Consider the following 19,635-nt stretch of genomic DNA (forward strand, 5'->3'; position numbering starts at 1 on the left):
TCCCTGGATTTCGTGTATATGCCCGGGCAACCGGCCCGACAGCCGGCTGCGCATTCCTTCCGCGATGAAGCGGATGCGGGCTTCGGACCTTGCTGGACGACATCCCGGCCTGGCCCGCCAGATCAACACCGAACCAAAGGACATCACGATGTCGATCACTGCCGAGCGCAAGACCGCGCTCATCAAGGAACATGCCACCAAGCCGAACGATACCGGCTCGCCGGAAGTCCAGGTCGCGATCCTCACCGAGCGCATCAACAACCTGACCGGCCACTTCAAGTCCCACACCAAGGACAACCATTCGCGTCGCGGCCTGCTCAAGCTGGTCTCGCAGCGCCGCTCCCTGCTCGACTACCTCAAGGGCAAGGAAGAGGCGCGCTACAAGACGCTGATCGAGAAGCTCGGCATCCGCCGCTGATCGAGACGGAATTCCGCCCGGTGCCTCGCTGCTCCGGGCGGTTCTGCTAGGGGCCAATTGATCGGCCTCAATCCGGGAGCGCCGCAATGACGCGACCTCCCATTCCAGTGCGGCAACCGCATGGGGCGGCTTCCCGCATGATCCGCCGGCGTCAGCGACGCTCATGGCAGGATCGCCGAGCGCCCGGGCGCGCTTCCTGCAAGCACCTCCCGGACGTTTAGCCGTCTTGCCCATGGGCACGATCGACGCCGGACGGATCGCATCCGACCGAAAGAAAACTCTATGTTCGATGTACAGACCGAAGAGCTGATCTGGGGCGGGCGCAAGCTCGTGCTCGAAACCGGCAAGATCGCCCGCCAGGCCGATGCCGCCGTGCTCGCCACCTATGGCGAGACCGTGGTGCTCGCGACCGTCGTCTCCGCCAAGTCGCCCAAGCCCGGGATCGATTTCTTCCCGCTGACCGTGAACTACCAGGAAAAGACCTTCGCCGCCGGCCGCATTCCCGGCGGCTATTTCAAGCGCGAGGGACGCCCGACCGAGAAGGAGACGCTGGTTTCGCGCCTGATCGACCGGCCGATCCGCCCGCTCTTCGTCGAAGGCTATCGCAACGAGACGCAGGTCGTCTGCACCGTGCTGCAGCATGACCTCGAGAACGACCCCGACATCGTCGCCATGGTTGCGGCCTCCGCCGCGCTGACGCTCTCCGGCGTGCCGTTCATGGGGCCGGTCGGCGCTGCCCGCGTCGGCTATTTCGACGGCGCCTACAAGCTCAACCCGCTGGTCGACGAGATCAAGGAATCGCAGCTCGACCTCGTCGTCGCCGGCACGCCCGACGCCGTGCTGATGGTCGAGTCGGAGGCCAAGCAGCTCTCCGAGGAGGTCATGCTCGGCGCCGTGATGTTCGGCCACAAGCACTTCCAGCCGGTGATCGACGCGATCATCCGCCTGGCCGAGAAGGCCGCCAAGGAGCCGCGCGACTACGTGCCGGCCGACAATTCGGTCGTGCTCGAGGCGGTGCTGAAGCTGGTCGATGCGGATATCCGCGCCGCCTACAAGATCACCACCAAGGCCGAGCGCTACAAGGCGCTGGACGCCGCGAAGGCCAAGGTTCAGGCGCTCGTCTCCGAGACGCCGGACGGCAAGACCACCTTCACCAAGGAACAGGTCGCCGGCCAGTTCAAGGAAGCCCAGGCCAAGGTGGTGCGCTGGACCATTCTCGACGACGGCGTCCGCATCGACGGCCGCGACCTGAAGACGGTCCGCAAGATCGTCTCGGAAGCCGGCATCCTGCCGCGCACCCACGGTTCGGCGCTGTTCACCCGCGGCGAGACCCAGGCGCTGGTCGTGACCACGCTGGGCACCGGCGACGACGAGCAGTTCATCGACTCGCTGGAAGGCACCTACAAGGAGACCTTCCTGCTGCACTACAACTTCCCTCCCTATTCGGTGGGTGAAGCCGGCCGCATGGGTTCGCCCGGCCGTCGCGAAATCGGCCATGGCAAGCTCGCCTGGCGCGCCATTCGCCCGATGCTGCCAGCGAAGTCGGAGTTCCCCTACACGATCCGCGTCGTCTCGGAGATCACCGAGTCGAACGGTTCGTCCTCGATGGCCACCGTCTGCGGCACCTCGCTGGCGCTGATGGATGCCGGCGTGCCGCTGAAGGCACCGGTCGCGGGCATCGCCATGGGCCTGATCCTGGAAGGCGAGCGCTTCGCGGTGCTCTCCGACATCCTCGGCGACGAGGACCATCTCGGCGACATGGACTTCAAGGTCGCCGGCACCGCCGAGGGCATCACCTCGCTGCAGATGGACATCAAGATCGCCGGCATCACCGAGGAGATCATGAAGGTCGCCCTCGACCAGGCCAAGGGCGGTCGCGATCACATCCTCGGCGAGATGAACAAGGCCCTGTCGGCCTCGCGTGGCCAGCTCGGCGAGTATGCGCCGCGCATCGAGACGATGAAGATCCCGGTCGACAAGATCCGCGAAGTCATCGGCTCGGGCGGCAAGGTCATTCGCGAGATCGTCGAGAAGACCGGCGCCAAGGTCAACATCGAGGACGACGGCACCATCAAGATCGCCTCGGCCGACGGCAAGTCGATCGAAGCGGCGATCAAGTGGATCAAGTCGATCGTCTCCGAAGCCGAGCCGGGCATGATCTATGACGGCACCGTCGTGAAGGTCATGGAGTTCGGCGCCTTCGTGAACTTCTTCGGCGCCAAGGACGGTCTCGTCCACATCTCGGAGCTGGCCCCGCGCCGGGTCCAGAAGGTGCAGGACGTCGTCAAGGAAGGCGACAAGGTCAAGGTCAAGTTCCTCGGCATGGACGAGCGCGGCAAGGTGCGCCTGTCGATGAAGGTGGTCGACCAGACCACCGGCGAGGACATCACCGAGAAGCTGAAGGCGGAGCGGGAGGCCGAGAAGTCCCGCGAGCGCCAGGGCGCCGAGGACTGATCGGCGATCGGCGTTTCACGTGAATCAGACGCCCCGCACCTGATGGTGCGGGGCGTTTTCTTTTGGGGTCCCTCTGGTGCGCCGCAGCGAAGTCAAATAGTCTAGACTTATTGTCTTCGGAGGCTGGCATGACCCCCCATCGCATAACGTCGCTTGATCAGCTCGCCGTGGTTTATCCAAATCCGGTCGCACCGGCCTCGGTCATCAAGGAGATCGATCACGTCGACGCCAACTACGGCGCGCTGATCGCGGCGTCGCCGTTTTTCGTGCTTGCGACCAATGGTCCGGAGGGGCTGGATTGCTCACCGCGTGGGGATCAGCCGGGCTTTGTCACCGTCAGCGACGCCAAAACGCTGCTGATTCCGGACAGAAGAGGCAATAACCGCATAGATTCATTGAAGAATCTTCTGTCCGACAATCGAATCGGAATGCTCTTTCTGATCCCCGGTTACGGCGAAACCCTGCGTGTGAACGGCACCGCGGTGCTCTCGACCGATCCGGGGCTGTGTGCGCGCTTCGAGATGGCGGGGAAGCTGCCGGCCTGCGTGATGGTGGTCACGGTCGAGGCCGCCTATTTCCAGTGCTCGCGAGCGGTGGTGCGGGCCGATCTCTGGAACCCCGCGGTGCAAGTCGACAAGCGCTCGCTGCCGAGCGCCGGCACGATCCTGCGCGACATCTCGGCGCGAGCGACGGAAGCGTTCGATGGCGACGCTTATGACAAGGCGCTGCCGGAGCGGGTCAAGGCGACGCTGTATTGAGCGGGATTGCTCGACCGCGACTATCAGAGCGCGGGAACCCTCTCCTGTAAGGCGAGGGTAGGGTGAGGTGTAGGCCCTTTGACCAGTTCCGTAAGCGCTGAGCGCACGGCCGGGTTCAAGCTCACGTTTCCAGTCCGAACACCTCACCCCTGCCCCTCTCCTTTCAGGAGAGGGGTTCTCCAGAGCCTTACTCTAACCCGCCCACAGCCGCCTCGACCGCCTCGACGATCGCGCCGGAGCGCACCAGAGCCGTCGCCTGGTTCATCTCGGCAGCGTACCAGCGGTCACCGTCGAGCGCCGGCGGGATCGTCTCGCGCAGCGCGTCGAGCGCCGCCTGCGTGCCCTTGCCGAGCGGATGGGCCTTGGCGGTCTCGGCGATCAGCGAGAGCGCCTGGCAGGCCATCAGGATCTCGGCCGCGATGATCATTTCGACATTCTCGACGACGGTGCGTGCCTTGCGTCCGCACCAGGTCGAGTTCGAGACATGGTCCTCGGCATTGGACTTGCCGGGGATCGAATCGACCGAGCCGGGCGAGGACAGCGTGCGGTTCTCCATCACCAGCGCCGACATCGAGCACTGCACGGTGGCAAAACCGGTATTGAGGCCGCGCTTGCCGGCGAGCAGGTTGCGCGGCAGGCCGTAGCTCAGGGTCGGGTCGACCAGCCGAGCGAGGCGGCGCTCGCAGATCGAGCCCAGGTCGGTCATGGCGATGGCGAGCAGGTCCATCGCCTGCGCGACATACTGGCCGTGGAAATGGCCGCCGGAGATGACGCGGTAGCCGTCATCCTCGGGGAAGATCAGCGGGTTGTCGGTCGCCGAATTGGTCTCGGTCGCGATGATCCTGCTGACATAGTCGAGCGCCTCGCGGGCTGGGCCATGCACCTGCGGGGCGCAGCGCAGCGAATAGACATCCTGCACGCGCGGGGCCGGCGGCTTGCCTGGCGTGCGGCCGATTTCGTCGGGATAGATCGTCTCGCGGGCCGAGGCCGAGCAGCGCTTCGAACCCTGCGTGATCTTGAGCAGGTTGCGCGCGACCAGGGCCTGGCCAGGATGCGGGCGGGCGGCATGGACGCGCGGATCGAAGGCGGCAAGCTCCCCGCGCATCGCTTCGAGCGAGAGGGCAAGACCGATATCGGCGGCCTTGATCAGCCGCTTGGCGTCCTCGGTCGCGAGCACGCCGAGCGCCAGCGATACCGTCGACCCGTTGATCAGGGCCGAGGCATCCTTGGCGCCAAGCTTGAAGTCTGGCTCCAGCCCGGCCTTGGCCAGCGCGTCGCGGGCCTTCATCCGCTTGCCCTTGTAGACCGCCTCCGCCTCCTCGAAGCCGCAGACCGCGGCCGACATATGGGCGAGCGGAGCGAGGTCGCCGGACGCTCCGACCGAGCCCTTCTGCGGGATCACCGGGTGGATGCCGGCATTGAGGCAGTCGAGCAGGCGCTCGACCAGGGCGACCTGCGGGCCGGAATAGTTCGAGGCGAAGGCATTGGCGCGCAGCAGCATGGTGGCGCGCGTGACATCCTCCGCGAAGGGCTCGCCGATGCCGGTGGCGTGGGCGTAGACGCTCTTGCGCTGATACTCGGTCATCTCCGACATCAGCACGCGCTGGTCCTTGAACAGGCCGACGCCGGTGTTGAAGGAGTACATGAACGGGGCTTCGTCGTTCATGAAATTGGCGTCGATATGGGCGCGCGTCGCCGCGATCGCCTCGCGGGCCGATTTGGCCAAGGTCGCCTTCTCATAGCGGCCGGCGGCGCCGGGCCGGGCCACGCGCAGCACCTGCCTGCCCTTCAGGGTTCGTCCGTCGATCGTTACCGCCATGGCCTGGTCCTCGTCAGCTTTGCCGACGATCTAAAGGCCCGGCGCGCCAAAGGGAAAGGCCCATTCCCTGCCGGAAACGAAAAGCACCTTGCACGATGCGGCGCGGCCGGCCCCGGGATCGATCCGCTGCGACCTTGCCGCGGCGCGACATCGGCGCGCCTTTACCCTGTGCCTGGAATCCCTCAAAGGTGGCGCCAGGAGGCTCCCCAATGGATTTCGAGGCCTTTTTCCGCAGCGAACTCGACGCCCTCAAGGCCGAGGGGCGCTACCGCGTCTTCGCCGATCTCGAGCGGCGCGCCGGCCGCTTTCCGCGCGCCGCCTTCCACGGCCCGAACGGGGCGCGCGAGGTCACGGTGTGGTGCTCGAACGATTATCTCGGCATGGGCCAGCACCCCGCCGTGCTCGCCGCGATGCGCGAAGCGCTCGATGCCTGCGGCGCAGGCGCAGGCGGCACGCGCAACATCGCCGGCACAAACCACTACCATGTCCTGCTGGAGCGCGAGCTTGCCGATCTGCACGGCAAGGAGGCGGCACTGCTGTTCAACTCCGGTTATATGTCGAACTGGGCCTCGCTCTCGACGCTGGCCGCGCGCATTCCCGGCTGCGTCGTGCTGACCGACGCCGCCAACCATGCCTCGATGATCGAGGGCATCCGGCATTCGCGCGCCGAGAAGCTGATCTTCGCCCATAACGACGCGCAGGATCTGCGCCGCAAGCTGCAGGCGATCGATCCGGCACGGCCGAAGCTGATCGCTTTCGAATCGGTCTACTCGATGGATGGCGACATCGCGCCGGTCGCCGAATTCTGCGATCTCGCCGAGGAATTCGGCGCGCTGACCTATATCGACGAGGTCCATGCCGTCGGGCTCTACGGCGCCCGCGGCGGCGGCGTCAGCGAGCGCGACGGGCTGACCCACCGGCTCGACTTGATCGAGGGCACGCTGGCGAAATCCTTCGGCGTGATGGGCGGCTATGTCACCGGCTCTGCAGCGCTGTGCGACTTCATCCGCAGCTTCGCCTCGGGCTTCATCTTCTCGAGCTCGCTGCCGCCGGCACTCGCCGCGGGCGCGCTGGCCGCGATCCGGCATCTCAAGACGAGCTCGGCCGAGCGCGAGGGCCAGCAGGACCGGGTCCGCAAGCTGCGCGGGCAGCTCGACCGGGCCGGCATCCCGCATCTCAGCAATCCCAGTCATATCGTGCCGGTGATGGTCGGCGATGCCGCCCTGTGCAAGCGGATCAGCGACGAGTTGCTGGAGCGCTTCGCGATCTACGTCCAGCCGATCAACTACCCGACCGTGGCGCGTGGCACCGAGCGCCTGCGGATCACGCCGACGCCGCTGCATTCGGACGAGGACATCGCCACTCTGGTCGGCGCGCTCAGCGAGATCTGGAGCGCGACGGGGCTGCAGCGGGCGGCCTGAGCCGCCCGCCCTCACATCTCAGAGCAAACCGTTATTGCCGGCGAGCGTCTTCAGGTTGACGTCCGGGCGCGCGCCGACATGGCTGATGACCTCGGCGGCGGCAAGCGCACCGAGCCGCAGGCAGTCGCGCGCTTCGCGGCCCGAGGTCAGGCCATGCAGGAAGCCCGCGGCGAAGAGATCGCCGGCGCCGGTCGCATCGACGACGCGCTCGATCGGGAAGACCGGCTCGGCCACGACGCCGTCCGGCGTCAGCGCCAGCGCGCCGTTCTCCGAGCGGGTGATGACAGCAAGCACGTTCTCGGCCCGAAGAGCCGCCAGCGCCGTGTCGAAATCCGCGCTTTGATACAGGCTCTTGAGCTCGTGCTCGTTGGCGAAGACGAGGTCGACCATGCGGTTGCGGATCAGGCCGAGGAATTCGTCGCGGTAGCGATCGACGCAGAAAGAGTCGGACAAGGTGATGGCGACGCGGCCGCCGGCCTTGTGGGCGATCTCGGAAGCCTTGCGGAAGGCATCCTTGGCCGCCGGCGGATCCCAGAGATAGCCTTCGAGATAGACGATGTCGGCGTTCTCGACAGTGGCCGGGTCGACATCGGCCGGCGACAGGCCCTGGCAGGCGCCGAGATAGGTGTTCATCGTGCGCTCGCCATCGGGGGTGACGATGATGAAGGAGCGTGCCGTCGCCGGGCCGTCGGTCGCCGCGGCGGTGTCGAAGGCAACCCCGAGCGAGGTGAGGTCGTGACGGTAGAGCTTGCCGAGCTCGTCGGCCTTGACCTTGCCGATGAAGGCACCCTTGCCGCCGAAGGAGGCGAGGCCGGCGATGGTGTTGGCGGCCGAGCCACCGGAGACCACCTTGCCCGGGCCCATCGCGCCATAGAGCAGCTCGGCCCGCGGCTCGTCGATCAGCGCCATCGAGCCTTTGACCAGCTCGTACTTCATCAGGAAGTCTTCCTCCGCCGAAGCGAAGACGTCGACGATGGCGTTGCCCAAGGCGAGCACGTCGTAGCGCTTGGAGGTCATTGAACGATCCGTGATGGCGGGAGGATGGCGGCGTGTTGCATTGCCGGCAGGTCAGGTCAAGCGCTTCCGCGCCTGCGCGCTGCACTGTCGAGGATCGAGGTCAGCGCCGCCAGGTCCGACGGGCCGAGCCATTGTACCTCATGGGCGAGGCGGTTGGCGAACAGGGTCGCTTCCGGTTCGAGGCCGGCGGTGTCGATGACGATGCGCGGGTGAGAGAGCTCGGCGAGGCGGATCAATTCGTCGGCCTCGTCCCAGATCACGCCGAGATGATGGATTGCGCTCTGGATCAGGGTGAAGGTGGGCTGGCCGCGCTTGCCGTGCTCCAGCGCCGACAGATAGGCCGGGGTGACGCCGAGCGCCTGCGCCATCTGCGCCAGCGTGACGCCGCGGGCGGCCCGCAGTTCACGGACGCGGCGGCCGAACGGCGTCATCAGTCGACCTCCCGGCTGCGACGCAGGCGGATATAGAGCGCGCCTGCGCCGCCATGGCGCTGCTCGGCCTCGTCGAAGCCGAGCACCAGCGGGCGCAGGTCAGGAAGGCGCAGCCAATGCGGCACGTTGCGGCGCAGGATGCCCCTCTCCCCGCCATAAGGCACCTCGCCGGCTATGCCCTTGCCGGTCACCACCAGCACAAGCCTGGCGCCGCGCTGCTGCTGCAGGCGCAGGAAGCCGCGCAAGGCCGAATGCGCCTCGTCCTGGCGCAGGCCGTGAAGGTCGATGACAGCCTCGACGCCCTGCTGGCCGCGGCGCAATTGCGTGCGCAGGCGCCGGTCCAGCGGAACCAGGGGCGGCGGTGCCGGCTTGGCGGGCCGGGCTGGTGTCAACATGGCTGGAGGCGAGACGTTGTCCGCAATCGGAGCGGGTTCGGGCCGTGCTGCTTCCGGTTCAGGCTCGACGGGTGCACGGCCGGCCAGCGGCTTCACCGTGCGCGCAACCTGGCGCCAGAGCGCGAGTTCCGCCTCGGAAAGAAGCTTGCCGCGCCGGCGCATGGCTCAGCGCGGCCAAAGCACGATGAAATCGACAGGATGCCGGATCAGACCGGCGCGATGTCCCGCTTGCGGTCCGGAGCCGACGAAGAGATCGATCCGCGCCGGCCCGACGATCGCGGTGCCCGTATCCTGCGCCAGCATGAGCCGGGAGAGTTTCTCGCTGCCACCCTTGCCGTCGGGGATCTCGGTCTCGATCCAGGCCGGCATGCCATAAGGCCAGAGCGAGCGGTCGACCGCGATGCTGCGCAGCGGGGTCAGCGGCAGGCCGGCCCCGCCGATCGGGCCGGACTCGGGGAGGAGATCGTCGTTGCGGGCATAGAAGACGAAGGAGCGGTTGAGCCGGATGAGGTCGCGGGCAAAGCCGGCATCGGCCTTCAGCCGGGCGATGAGCTTGTCCATCGTCATCTGCTCGGGCGGGATGTTCTCGCGCCGGCTCAGCTCGCGCCCGAGAGAGGTGTAGGGGTGGCCGTTGCGCCCGGCATAGACCAGGCGTGTCACCTTGCCGTCCGGCAGGCGGATCCGGCCCGAGCCTTGGACCTGCAGCACGAAGCGATCGACAGGATCGCGCATGAAGAGGATCTCGAGCCCCTGGCCGGCGAGTGCGCCTTCCTCGATCGCGGCACGGTCCGGGAAGGGCTCCAGGCCGCTCGCCGTCCGGCGCGCCGAGGTCAGGGCCGGGTCGAGGCCGGGCCAATCATCGCCCGGCATCTTGGTGACGAGATCGGCCGGGCGGCCATAGAGCGGCGTCGGGAAGGCGTCGGAACGTGTCAGCGAGCCCTCGAATTCCGGCTCGAAATAGCCGGTCATGAAGCCGTGTTCGGCACCGGCCGGCCGGATGCGCCAGAAGGCGAAATTATCGGCGAAGAAGTTGCGGGCCGAGTCCGCACTCACGGGGCCGGCGGCCAGCAGGGCCGCCGCCTTGGCGCACAGCGCTGGAAGGACTGGCGGCGGGGGAGCGCCCTGCCGCAACGGCGGATCGGTCTCGCAACCCTGCGCGAACAGCCGCAGCACAGCAAGCTGATCGTCGGCGCTCCAGCCGGCAAGCGAAGCGGGCGCCACGGGTTCGGCCCGGGCGCCCTGCGGCAGAGATGGGGGAGAGGCGTTTGCGCCGGTCATCGACGGGCCTGCGACCAGAAGCCCCAGAACGAGACCGACGACACGGATCACGCGGCCGATTCGGTGGCGACCAGCAGCCAGTTCGGATCGCGGCTGCCGAGCTGGCGCGCAAAGGTCCAGACGTCGTTGACCTCGGAGACCGCCTCGGCGCTGCCGTCGACGACGTTGCCCTGCGCATCGCGGACCGCGCTGATCAATTGCGAGACGAAGGCGATGGTGACCTGGGCGGCCTTGCCCTTGACGTCGACGCCAACGATCTGCGCCTTGTCGATCGAGACGAAGTTGGACTCGGCCTTCTCGCCGCGCTTCTCGCGCTCAGCGATCGCCTGCTCGAAGCCGTCATAAACTTCCTTGGCGAGCAGGCCCTTCAAGGTCTTGCGGTCGCCGCGGGCGAAGGCGGTGACGATGGTCTCATAGGCCGATTTCGCGCCGATGAGGAAGCCCGGCGCGTCGAAGCGCGGTTCCTGGCGGAGGATGGCGTCGAGGCCGACAGCGATGGCCGAGCCCGGCTCGGCAATGTCCTTCCAGCGCTCGGCATCGGCCACGGGGGCAGCCGCTGCGTCGTTGGCGGCGCCCGGCAAGCGGACGACATTGTCGCGTCTGTCGCCATTGCCGGGCTGATCCGGGCGCAGCGGCGGCGTCTCGCGCCGCGCGAACGGATCGGCCGGCGGCTTCTCGTGCCCGGTCTTCTGGCCCAGAACCGAGCGCAGTTTCCAGGCGACGAAAACGGCCAGGGCCAGGAAGACCAGGGTCGTCATATCGAAATTCTGCATCGCCGGCTGATCCGAACCTCGAAAACTCGTTCCCACACAGGCATACGTCGTCGCCCGTCATCGAACGGATATGGTGAGGGAGGCTCGTAACATCCACCCCCGGAGGCGACAAGGGCGCGAAAGCGTGGGTCGCTTGTGCCGGCCCCGCCGCCATGATAGCCGACGCGAGCCCGGCGCCGCCGCTTGCCGGGCAATTCCGGCCCTGGCACGGAATTTCCCGATGGTATTATAGACAATGATGATGGGACCCATGGCCAACGAAAACGGCAACGGCGCCGCCGCCGACCAGCAGGGGCCCAGCCTCAACACGCTGGTCCAGTACATCAAGGATCTCTCCTTCGAGAACCCCAATGCTCCGCGCTCGCTGACCCAGCAGCAACAGCAGGGTGGGCCGCAGATCGGCCTGCAGGTCAACGTCCACGCCAACGCGCTGGGCGAGAACGACGTCGAGACGATCCTGACGCTCGAAGGCAAGGCGACACTTAACGACGAGACGCTGTTCGCCTTCGAGCTCAGCTATGCCGGCGTCTTCCGCATCCTCGGCGTGCCGCAGGAACAGCTGCACGCGGTCGTGATGATCGACTGCCCGCGCCTGCTTTTCCCGTTCGCCCGGGCGATCGTCGCCGAAGCCGTCCGCAATGGCGGCTTCCCGCCGCTCTATATCGACCCGATCGACTTCGCCCAGCTCTACCGCCAGCGCCTCGAAGAATTGCAGGCGCAGCAGGGCGCACCGAACGCCTGAATAGCATCCGACATCACGAATTCGACAGGAAAGAGCCCTCAGGGGCTCTTTTTTGTTGGGTCGGCCGTTGAAAATCGCCCGGGCGTTTCCATGTCCCGCGGGCCAGAGGCGCGCCATCCCCGCGCGCCGGTCCCGCGAGGTACACGACTTCCATGGATTCCCTTATGACGCTCGCCGCCGATCCAGCAGTCTGGGTGGCGCTCGGCGCCCTGATCGCCATGGAGGTCGTCCTCGGTATCGACAACCTCATCTTCATCTCGATCCTGACCAACAAGCTGCCGGAGCATCAGCGCTCGCGCGGCCGGCGGATCGGCATCGGCCTGGCGCTGATCCTGCGCCTCGGCCTGCTCTCGACCGTCGCCTTCATCGTGCAGCTGACCGCCCCGGTGTTCTCGGTCTTCGGCAAGGCCTTTTCCTGGCGCGACATCATCCTGATCGCCGGCGGCCTGTTCCTGGTCTGGAAGGCGACCAAGGAGATCCATCACAAGGTCGATCCCGATCACGGGCCCGACATGTTCGACGGCAGTGCGGCCGCGGCCGTGACCTTCGGCGGCGTGATCTTCCAGATCCTGCTGCTCGACCTCGTCTTCTCGATCGACAGCATCATCACTGCAGTCGGCATGACCGAGCATATCCCGGTGATGGTGATCGCCGTCGTGGTCGCCGTCGCGGTGATGCTGCTCGCCGCCGACCCGCTGGCTCGCTTCATCGACAAGAACCCGACGATCGTGATGCTGGCGCTCGGCTTCCTCTTGATGATCGGCGGCACGCTGATCGGCGAGGGCTTCGGCGCCCATATCCCCAAGGGCTACATCTACGCTGCCATGGCCTTCTCGGCCCTGATCGAGGGCCTCAACATGATGTCGCGCCGGGCGAGCCGGAAACAGGGGCAGTAGCGAGAACGTCGTCAGGCTCGGCCCGAGCCTGACGCTCGGCCTCAGGCCTCCTCGGGCACGCCGAGATAATTGCGCCAAAGCGGCCCCTTGAGCTTCATCACGAAGGCCTCATGGGCCGCTCTTTCCTCAGGGGTCAGCCGCGGAGCGAGCGTCCGCTGGCGCACCGGGCGCTCGATCGCGACCGCAAGCCCGGCACCCGCCTTGCCGGCAACGGCACCGCCGAAACCGAGGCTGGTCTGCTTGCCGCCGATCAGCTCGATATAGACCTCGGCCAGGATCTCGGAATCGAGCAGCGCGCCGTGCTTGGTGCGGCGGCTGTTGTCGATGCCGTAGCGCGAGCAGAGCGCGTCCAGGCTGTTGCTGGCGCCGGGATGCTTGCGGCGGGCCATGGCGAGCGTGTCGACGACGAGCGCCGGAGCGATCGCAGGCAGGCCGAGCCGGCCGAACTCCATGTTGATGAAGCCGACGTCGAAGGCGGCGTTGTGGATGACCAGCTTGGCATCCGCGATGAAGGCCACGAACTCGCCGGCGATCGCAGCAAAGACCGGCTTGTCGGACAGGAAGGCCGCGGACAGCCCGTGCACCCGGAAGGCGCCATCCGGCATGTCGCGCTCGGGGTTGATGTAGACATGGTAGTTGCGGCCGGTCGGACAATGATTGAGCAGCTCGACACAGCCGATCTCGACGATGCGATCGCCTTTCAGCGGTTCGACGCCGGTCGTTTCCGTGTCGAGAACGATCTCGCGCATATCAGCCCGCCCTTTGCGTCCGACCGAAGCGGCCGGCGACGGCATTCAGGATAGAGCGGACCTGGTGCTCGGCGGCCACGAGCCCGCGCGAGGTGTCCACAAGGAAGTGGGCGCGGCGGCGCTTCTCCGCATCCGGCATCTGGCGGGCGAGGATCGCGTTGAGCTTCTCCTCGCTCATGCCGGGGCGGGAAAGGACGCGCTTGCGCTGAACCTCGGCCGGAGCGGTGACGACGACGACTGCGTCGCAACGCGCCTCTCCGCCGGTCTCCAGCAGCAGCGGCACGTCCAGCACGGCGACGCCAGCGCCGCTCTTGCGAGCCTTCTCCAGGAAGGCCTGCTCCTCGGCGCGGACCAGCGGATGGACGATCGCCTCGAGTTTCGCCAGCGCCTCGGGACGGCCGAGCACGGCGGCGGAAAGCCTGGCCCGATCGACGACACCCTTCGTTGTGGTCCCCGGGAAAGCCGCCTCGATCTGCGGCGCTGCCGCGCCGGCATAGAGATCGTGCACTGCCTGGTCGGCGTCGTGGACGGGTACGCCGGCGGCACGGAACATCGCCGAGGTCGTCGACTTGCCCATGCCGATCGAGCCGGTGAGGCCGAGCAGGAAGGTCATCGCAGCGCCTCCGCCATCGCGCTCACACGCGGGGAATGTCGACTTCGAGCTTCGCCCGCAGCTCCGGCGTCACCTGCGGGCGGACGCCGAACCAGCGCTCGAAGCCCGGGACTGCCTGGTGCAGCAGCATGCCGAGGCCGTCGACCGGGATGCCCCCGCGACGCCGGGCTTCGGCAAGCAGCGGCGTTTCCAGCGGGACATAGACGATGTCGTCGACGATCGTGCCCGGGCGCAAAGCCGAGAGATCGATCTCGAGCGGCGGCTGGCCATGCATGCCGAGCGAGGTGGTGTTGACGATCAGGTCGCTCTCGCCGACGAGTTCAGCGACATCCTGCCAAGGCCGGGCTTCGACCGTTCGCGGGAACGAAGCTGCCAGCTCGACTGCACGCTCCGGGCTGCGATTGACCAGCAGGATGCGGCCGACGCTGCGTTCGACGAGACCATGGATGACGGCGCGCGCCGCGCCGCCGGCGCCGAGAATAAGCGCCGTGCCGGTCCGCCGGGCCCAATCGGGCACGCAGGCGTCGAGGTGGGCCAGGAAGCCATAGGCGTCAGTATTGTCGCCGCGGAGCGTGCTGCCTTCCATCCACAGCGTGTTGGCCGCGCCCATCGCCCGCGCTGTCTCGCTGGCCACGTCGAGCAGAGGCAGCACGACTTCCTTGTTCGGCACGGTGACATTGCCGCCGACGAACTCACCGGCCCGCAGCCTGGCGATGAAGCCCCGCACCTCGGCGGGTGGGACATCGACGCGCTCATAGCTACCGGCAAGGCCATGCTCGGCGAGCCAGTGACCATGGATCAGCGGTGAGCGGGAATGCGCGACGGGATGTCCGATGATGAAGCAGCGTCTGGTCATGGCAGTCGTGGAGCTAATGATCATGCGACGAGGTCAAGCTCGCGCAGCGTGGCGAGCAGGCTCAGCATCGGCAGGCCGAGGATGGTCGAATGATCGCCCTCGATCGTCTCGAACAGGTGGATTCCAAGACCTTCGAGCTGATAGCCACCGACGCTGGTGGTCGCTGCCTCGCCAGCCAGTGCGACGTAATCGCTGATGAAGTCCGAGGTCAGCGGGCGCATGACGAGCACCGCGCTGCTGGTGCCGCGGCCGATGATCTCGCCATCGCGAGCCAGGGTGAAAGCCGAGGTGAGTTCGTGCTTGCGACCGGCGAGCATGGCGATCTGCCGCTCCGCCGCTACCGTGCCCTCGGGCTTGTGGAACGGACGGCCTTCGCAGACCAGCATCTGGTCCGCCGCAAGGATGATCCGGCCAGGATGCTGCGGCGAGACCGACTGGGCTTTGGCATCCGCCAGCGCGGCTGCCACGCCGGCGGGTAGACGGCCCATGGCAAGGAAATCGGCTTCGATCGTACGCTCGTCGACATCCGGCCTGATCGCCTCGACCGGGAGCCCTGCCGCTTCGAGCAGCTGCCGCCGCGTCGCGCTGCCGGACGCGAGGATGAGCGGCGCATCGCCGCGCCAGAATATCGCCTGCCCGGTCACGTCGCGATGAATTTCATGCGGTGGTCGCGCAGCAGGTCGAGGATGGCGGCTGCCGTCTCCTCGATCGAGCGGCGCGTGACATCGATCACGGGCCAGCCCCGGCGGGCGCAAAGCCGGCGCGACTGGGTGATCTCGTCCGCGACCGCATCGGGGTCGACATAGGGCGTCTCGTCATCGGCCTTCAGAGACAACAGGCGGTTCTGGCGGATCTGGATAATGCGCTCTGCGCTGGCGACGAGGCCGACGATCAGCGGTTTCTTCAGGCCGTCGAGCTCGGCCGGGAGCGGCACGTTCGGCACAAGCGGGATGTTGGCGGTCTTGATCCCACGATTGGCCAGATAGATGCTGGTCGGCGTCTTCGAGGTCCGGCTGATGCCGATGAGGACGACATCGGCATTTTCGATATCGCCGCCGAGCTGGCCGTCATCGTGCATCAGCGTATAATTCATCGCGTCGATGCGGCGGAAATACTCGGCATTGAGCATATGCTGCGCGCCCGGCCGGGGTGCCGAAGCCTGGCCGAGATAGGACTGGAACAGCGACAGGACCGGCTGCAGCACCGACAGGCAGGGGCAGCCGATATCGCGGCAGAAGCTCTCCAGCCGCTCGGCCCATTCCGGCTCGACCAACGTATAAAGAACTACGCCGGGAGAGGTTTCGATCTCGGCGAGCACGCGCGACAGCTGGTTCTCCGATCGAACCAGCGGGTAGACATGCTCGATCGCGGATACCGCTTCGTACTGTGCTGCAGCGGCGCGGCTGACCGCGATCAGGGTCTCGCCGGTCGCGTCGGAGACCAGATGCAGGTGAAAATAGTTGCGCGCCACGGTTTCCGTCGCCCCTGCCGGCCTCTTGTCCGGCTCAGCTCTAGAGCTGTTCCGCCGGCCTGGGAATCCCTTTTCGATGCTTCGGTCGCCGGCGGACCGCTGATTCACAAGGCTGGGACAAGTGGGGATAACCCGGCGCTTCCAGGAATCCGTCTCGACGGCTCGGGATAACCCGGCCAAAGCCTCAACAGGCATTGGCCTGTGGGCGGAATCCGGATGTTTCACGTGAATCATTTTTGAACGCGGCGCCAGGCCGCGCCCGGGAACGAAATCCAATTCGTTAAGAAAGTCTTAAGGGTCGGCCAGCCCAGAATCGGTCAGCCCACTGACTTGCGGGCGCCCTGTGGACCGGTTGTGGACAATCTTGGGGCGGGCTATGTGCCCACATCCAAGAGTCTAAACAGAAGACTCTCTTAGAAAAGAATCTTTTAGGAAGATGGGCTCAAGGCCCGGTGCGCTTCATGACCCAAAGCCTTTACCTCCGCGCTCTCTCCGGCGAGACGCTGCCGAAGCCACCGCTCTGGCTGATGCGTCAGGCTGGCCGATATCTGCCGGAGTATCGCGAGCTTCGTGCCAAGGCCGGCGGCTTCCTCGATCTCTGCTACAATCCGGAATGGGCAGCAGAGGTCACGCTGCAGCCGATCCGGCGTTTCGGCTTCGATGCGGCGATCCTGTTTTCCGATATCCTGGTGATCCCCCACGCGCTCGGCCAGAAGCTCTGGTTCGCGCAAGGTGAAGGACCGAGGCTGGAGCCAGTGGCCGATGCGGTCCGCTTCGGCGAGATCCGCGACGAGATCGACCCCGACGTGCTGGCGCCGGTCTACGAGACTGTCCGGCGCGTCAAGGCAGCGCTTCCCAAGGAAACTGCGCTGATCGGCTTCTGCGGCGCGCCCTGGACTGTCGCGACCTATATGGTCGCCGGTCGCGGCACACCCGATCAGGGCCCGGCCAAGGCCCTGTTCCAGCGCGACCCTGCCCTCTTTGCGCGGCTGATCGATCGGCTCGTCGTCAATTCGGCGGCCTATCTGAACGCCCAGATCGATGCCGGTGTCGATGCCGTGCAGATTTTCGACAGCTGGGCGGGCTCGCTTGGCCCCGAGGATTTCAAGCGCTGGTGCATCGAGCCGACCAGGCGGATCGTCGATCTCGTTCGGGGGCGCCATCCCCAGGCGAAGATCATCGGCTTTCCGCGCGGAGCCGGAGCCGGCATTCCGGCTTACGTCCGGGATACCGGCATCGACGCGGTCGGGCTCGAGACCGAGATCGAACGCAGTTTCGTGCGCGAGGCGATTCAGCCACTCGTGCCGGTGCAGGGTCATCTCGATCCGCAGCTGTTGCGGGCGGGCGGACCCGAGCTTGATCGCGAGATCGAGGCGATCCGTGCGGCATTCGGCGGAGGTCCCTTCGTCTTCAATCTGGGGCATGGCATCCTGCCGGACACGCCGATCGCTCATGTCGAGCGGCTGGTCGAACTGGTTCGCGCCTGAAGCCTAGAGGACTACCGCCATGGCCTACGAATGGATCAAGGCTTTCCACGTGATGGCGGTGATCGCCTGGATGGCCGGGATGCTCTATCTGCCGCGGCTGATGGTCTATCACGCCGAGGCGCAGGTCGGCTCGATCCAGTCCGAGACCTTCAAGATCATGGAGCGCCGGCTACTCAAGGGGATCATCAACCCCGCGATGATCGTCACCTGGGTGCTCGGGCTCTACCTCGCCTGGAGCGCCTTCGGCTTCAAGGGCGGCTGGCTGCACGGCAAGATCGCGCTGGTCCTTGTCCTCTCGGGCATCCATGGCTATCTCAGCGGCCGGGTCAGGGCCTTCGCCGAAGACCGCAACGACAAGCCGGCGCGTTTCTATCGCATCCTCAACGAGGTACCGGCGCTGCTGATGGCGGCTATCGTCATCCTGGTGGTCGTCAAGCCCTTCTGAGATCGCCGCGGTTTCCCGCTTGAGCGATTCGGGGAAAGCGGTTATCAAGCCTCTGCGCTTTTCGTATGCGTCCTTCCTTATCGTCGACGGCTCGTGCCGCGGCTGCTTTCTCGGCCGACACGACGTCCTGACAAGTGGGCCTTCAGGCCTTTCGTCCCGTCGATCCCTCCACTGCCGTCCGGCCTGCCTGATCGCGGGCCTGTTACTCCGGGTACCCCATGCGGGAAATCAAACTCCACGAACTCAAGGCGAAGTCGCCGACCGAGCTGCTCACCTTCGCCGAAGGCATGGAGGTCGAGAACGCGAGCACCATGCGCAAGCAGGAGCTCATGTTCGCCATCCTGAAGCAGCTCGCCTCTCAGGAAACCGAAATCCTCGGCGAAGGCGTCGTCGAGGTGCTGCAGGATGGCTTTGGCTTCCTGCGCTCCTCCGATTCGAACTACCTGCCGGGTCCTGACGACATCTACGTCTCGCCCTCGCAGATTCGGAAGTTCGGCCTGCGCACTGGCGACACCGTCGAAGGCCCGATCCGCGGCCCGAAGGATGGCGAGCGCTACTTCGCCCTGCTCAAGGTCAATACGATCAACTTCGAGGATCCGGAGAAGATCAAGCACAAGATCCACTTCGACAACCTGACCCCGCTCTATCCTGACGAGCGGCTCAGGCTCGAGGTGCAGGATCCGACGAAGAAGGACTTCTCGCCGCGCGTCATCGACATCGTCGCGCCGATCGGCAAGGGCCAGCGCGCCCTGATCGTGGCCCCGCCGCGCACCGGCAAGACCGTGCTGCTGCAGAACATCGCGCAGTCGATCACGACCAATCATCCCGAGTGCTATCTGATCGTGCTGCTGATCGACGAGCGGCCCGAGGAAGTCACGGACATGCAGCGCTCGGTCAAGGGCGAGGTTGTGTCCTCGACCTTCGACGAGCCGGCGACCCGCCACGTCCAGGTCGCGGAGATGGTGATCGAGAAGGCCAAGCGCCTGGTCGAGCATGGCCGCGACGTCGTCATCCTGCTCGATTCAATCACCCGCCTCGGCCGTGCCTACAACACGGTGGTGCCGTCTTCCGGCAAGGTGCTCACCGGCGGTGTCGATGCGAACGCCCTGCAGCGGCCGAAGCGCTTCTTCGGCGCGGCCCGCAATATCGAGGAAGGCGGCTCGCTGACCATCGTCGCGACCGCGCTGATCGATACCGGCAGCCGCATGGACGAAGTCATCTTCGAGGAGTTCAAGGGCACCGGCAACTCCGAGATCATCCTCGACCGCAAGGTGGCCGACAAGCGCATCTTCCCGGCGATCGACATCATCAAGTCGGGCACCCGCAAGGAAGAGCTCATCACGCCGCGCTCGGATCTGCAGAAGACCTATGTGCTGCGCCGGATCCTCAACCCGATGGGCCCGCAGGACGCGATCGAATTCCTCTTGGACAAGCTGCGCCAGACCAAGCAGAACTCCGAGTTCTTCGACTCGATGAACACCTGACGGCGACCACCTCCGTAGCGATATCGAAAGGCCCCGGAATCGCGCCGGGGCCTTTTTCATTGTCGATAGCAACTGTGGCCAAGTGGGCGCTCGCGGTCACCTAGCCAACCGATTCGGATCCGTGACGG

At 66.3% G+C, this 19,635-nt stretch carries 20 protein-coding genes; 9 read left to right on the plus strand and 11 right to left on the minus strand.

The window, feature by feature from the left end; genetic code table 11:
- Positions 1 to 148: 148 nt before the first annotated feature.
- The 3 genes from rpsO to BMZ21_RS15215 all read left to right on the plus strand — a co-directional run bounded on the left by rpsO (position 149) and on the right by BMZ21_RS15215 (position 3,630).
- Entirely contained in the window at positions 149 to 418 is a 270-nt protein-coding gene (rpsO, locus tag BMZ21_RS15205; protein ID WP_091836097.1) for a 30S ribosomal protein S15, read from the plus strand.
- Between the two features lie 282 nt (positions 419 to 700).
- Positions 701 to 2,872: a polyribonucleotide nucleotidyltransferase gene (pnp, locus tag BMZ21_RS15210; protein ID WP_091835883.1), complete on the plus strand. Its 2,172-nt coding sequence runs from the start codon at positions 701 to 703 to the stop codon at positions 2,870 to 2,872.
- A gap of 128 nt (positions 2,873 to 3,000) precedes the next feature.
- Positions 3,001 to 3,630 (plus strand): pyridoxamine 5'-phosphate oxidase family protein, encoded by a 630-nt coding sequence (locus BMZ21_RS15215; RefSeq protein ID WP_091835886.1) that lies wholly within the window; start codon positions 3,001 to 3,003, stop codon positions 3,628 to 3,630.
- 187 nt (positions 3,631 to 3,817) lie between these two features.
- Here the strand turns inward: BMZ21_RS15215 and BMZ21_RS15220 are convergent, their stop codons facing one another.
- Positions 3,818 to 5,449 carry an HAL/PAL/TAL family ammonia-lyase gene (locus BMZ21_RS15220; RefSeq protein ID WP_091835889.1) on the minus strand — a complete coding sequence of 544 codons (1,632 nt, stop codon included), beginning with the start codon at positions 5,447 to 5,449 and terminating at the stop codon, positions 3,818 to 3,820.
- A gap of 209 nt (positions 5,450 to 5,658) precedes the next feature.
- Here BMZ21_RS15220 and hemA point away from each other — a divergent pair, with 209 nt between their 5' ends.
- Positions 5,659 to 6,870: a 5-aminolevulinate synthase gene (gene hemA, locus BMZ21_RS15225; RefSeq protein ID WP_091835892.1), complete on the plus strand. Its 1,212-nt coding sequence runs from the start codon at positions 5,659 to 5,661 to the stop codon at positions 6,868 to 6,870.
- Positions 6,871 to 6,888: 18 nt separating this feature from the next.
- Here the strand turns inward: hemA and BMZ21_RS15230 are convergent, their stop codons facing one another.
- The 5 genes from BMZ21_RS15230 to BMZ21_RS15250 are packed head-to-tail and all read right to left on the minus strand — an operon-like array spanning position 6,889 to position 10,764.
- Entirely contained in the window at positions 6,889 to 7,887 is a 999-nt protein-coding gene (locus BMZ21_RS15230) for an adenosine kinase (protein WP_091835896.1), read from the minus strand.
- 56 nt (positions 7,888 to 7,943) lie between these two features.
- Positions 7,944 to 8,318 carry a helix-turn-helix domain-containing protein gene (locus BMZ21_RS15235; RefSeq protein ID WP_091835899.1) on the minus strand — a complete coding sequence of 125 codons (375 nt, stop codon included), beginning with the start codon at positions 8,316 to 8,318 and terminating at the stop codon, positions 7,944 to 7,946.
- Positions 8,318 to 8,875: a Smr/MutS family protein gene (locus BMZ21_RS15240; RefSeq protein WP_091835902.1), complete on the minus strand. Its 558-nt coding sequence runs from the start codon at positions 8,873 to 8,875 to the stop codon at positions 8,318 to 8,320. Before BMZ21_RS15240 ends, BMZ21_RS15235 begins: the two co-directional genes overlap by 1 nt.
- A gap of 3 nt (positions 8,876 to 8,878) precedes the next feature.
- On the minus strand, positions 8,879 to 10,042 hold the full coding sequence (mltA, locus tag BMZ21_RS15245) for a murein transglycosylase A (protein WP_091835904.1): 1,164 nt from the start codon (positions 10,040 to 10,042) through the stop codon (positions 8,879 to 8,881).
- The gene (locus BMZ21_RS15250) at positions 10,039 to 10,764 is read right to left on the minus strand and encodes a Tim44/TimA family putative adaptor protein (protein ID WP_091835907.1); all 726 of its coding nucleotides are present in this window, start codon (positions 10,762 to 10,764) and stop codon (positions 10,039 to 10,041) included. Before BMZ21_RS15250 ends, mltA begins: the two co-directional genes overlap by 4 nt.
- Positions 10,765 to 11,005: 241 nt before the next feature.
- On the opposite strand from BMZ21_RS15250, the gene secB reads away from it, so the two are divergent.
- The gene (secB, locus tag BMZ21_RS15255; RefSeq protein WP_425285444.1) at positions 11,006 to 11,506 is read left to right on the plus strand and encodes a protein-export chaperone SecB; all 501 of its coding nucleotides are present in this window, start codon (positions 11,006 to 11,008) and stop codon (positions 11,504 to 11,506) included.
- Positions 11,507 to 11,658: 152 nt separating this feature from the next.
- The gene (locus BMZ21_RS15260; protein ID WP_091835913.1) at positions 11,659 to 12,402 is read left to right on the plus strand and encodes a TerC family protein; all 744 of its coding nucleotides are present in this window, start codon (positions 11,659 to 11,661) and stop codon (positions 12,400 to 12,402) included.
- A gap of 41 nt (positions 12,403 to 12,443) precedes the next feature.
- Here the strand turns inward: BMZ21_RS15260 and dnaQ are convergent, their stop codons facing one another.
- From dnaQ to BMZ21_RS15285, 5 genes are read right to left on the minus strand one after another with little or no spacing between them, the layout of a single operon-like run.
- Entirely contained in the window at positions 12,444 to 13,151 is a 708-nt protein-coding gene (dnaQ, locus tag BMZ21_RS15265; RefSeq protein WP_091835916.1) for a DNA polymerase III subunit epsilon, read from the minus strand.
- A 1-nt stretch (position 13,152) separates the two neighbouring features.
- Positions 13,153 to 13,764: a dephospho-CoA kinase gene (gene coaE, locus BMZ21_RS15270; RefSeq protein ID WP_091835919.1), complete on the minus strand. Its 612-nt coding sequence runs from the start codon at positions 13,762 to 13,764 to the stop codon at positions 13,153 to 13,155.
- A gap of 22 nt (positions 13,765 to 13,786) precedes the next feature.
- A complete protein-coding gene (locus BMZ21_RS15275; protein ID WP_091835922.1) occupies positions 13,787 to 14,620 on the minus strand; it encodes a shikimate dehydrogenase in 834 nt (277 codons plus the stop codon).
- 20 nt (positions 14,621 to 14,640) lie between these two features.
- Positions 14,641 to 15,264, minus strand: a complete 624-nt coding sequence (locus BMZ21_RS15280) for a Maf family protein (RefSeq protein WP_091835925.1) — start codon at positions 15,262 to 15,264, stop codon at positions 14,641 to 14,643.
- Positions 15,261 to 16,091: a pyruvate, water dikinase regulatory protein gene (locus BMZ21_RS15285; RefSeq protein ID WP_091835929.1), complete on the minus strand. Its 831-nt coding sequence runs from the start codon at positions 16,089 to 16,091 to the stop codon at positions 15,261 to 15,263. The genes BMZ21_RS15280 and BMZ21_RS15285 overlap by 4 nt, the downstream gene beginning before the upstream one ends.
- A 461-nt stretch (positions 16,092 to 16,552) precedes the next feature.
- Between BMZ21_RS15285 and hemE the strand changes: the two genes are divergently transcribed.
- The 3 genes from hemE (at position 16,553) to rho (ending at position 19,507) form a co-directional block, all read left to right on the plus strand.
- Positions 16,553 to 17,578 (plus strand): uroporphyrinogen decarboxylase, encoded by a 1,026-nt coding sequence (hemE, locus tag BMZ21_RS15290; RefSeq protein WP_091836099.1) that lies wholly within the window; start codon positions 16,553 to 16,555, stop codon positions 17,576 to 17,578.
- Between the two features lie 19 nt (positions 17,579 to 17,597).
- Positions 17,598 to 18,023, plus strand: coding sequence for a protoporphyrinogen oxidase HemJ (hemJ, locus tag BMZ21_RS15295; RefSeq protein WP_091835934.1), 426 nt, complete (start codon positions 17,598 to 17,600; stop codon positions 18,021 to 18,023).
- A gap of 218 nt (positions 18,024 to 18,241) precedes the next feature.
- The gene (gene rho / locus BMZ21_RS15300) at positions 18,242 to 19,507 is read left to right on the plus strand and encodes a transcription termination factor Rho (protein ID WP_091835939.1); all 1,266 of its coding nucleotides are present in this window, start codon (positions 18,242 to 18,244) and stop codon (positions 19,505 to 19,507) included.
- Positions 19,508 to 19,635: the final 128 nt, after the last annotated feature.

The sequence above is a fragment of the Allobosea lupini genome (assembly GCF_900109525.1).
Taxonomy (GTDB): domain Bacteria; phylum Pseudomonadota; class Alphaproteobacteria; order Rhizobiales; family Beijerinckiaceae; genus Allobosea; species Allobosea lupini.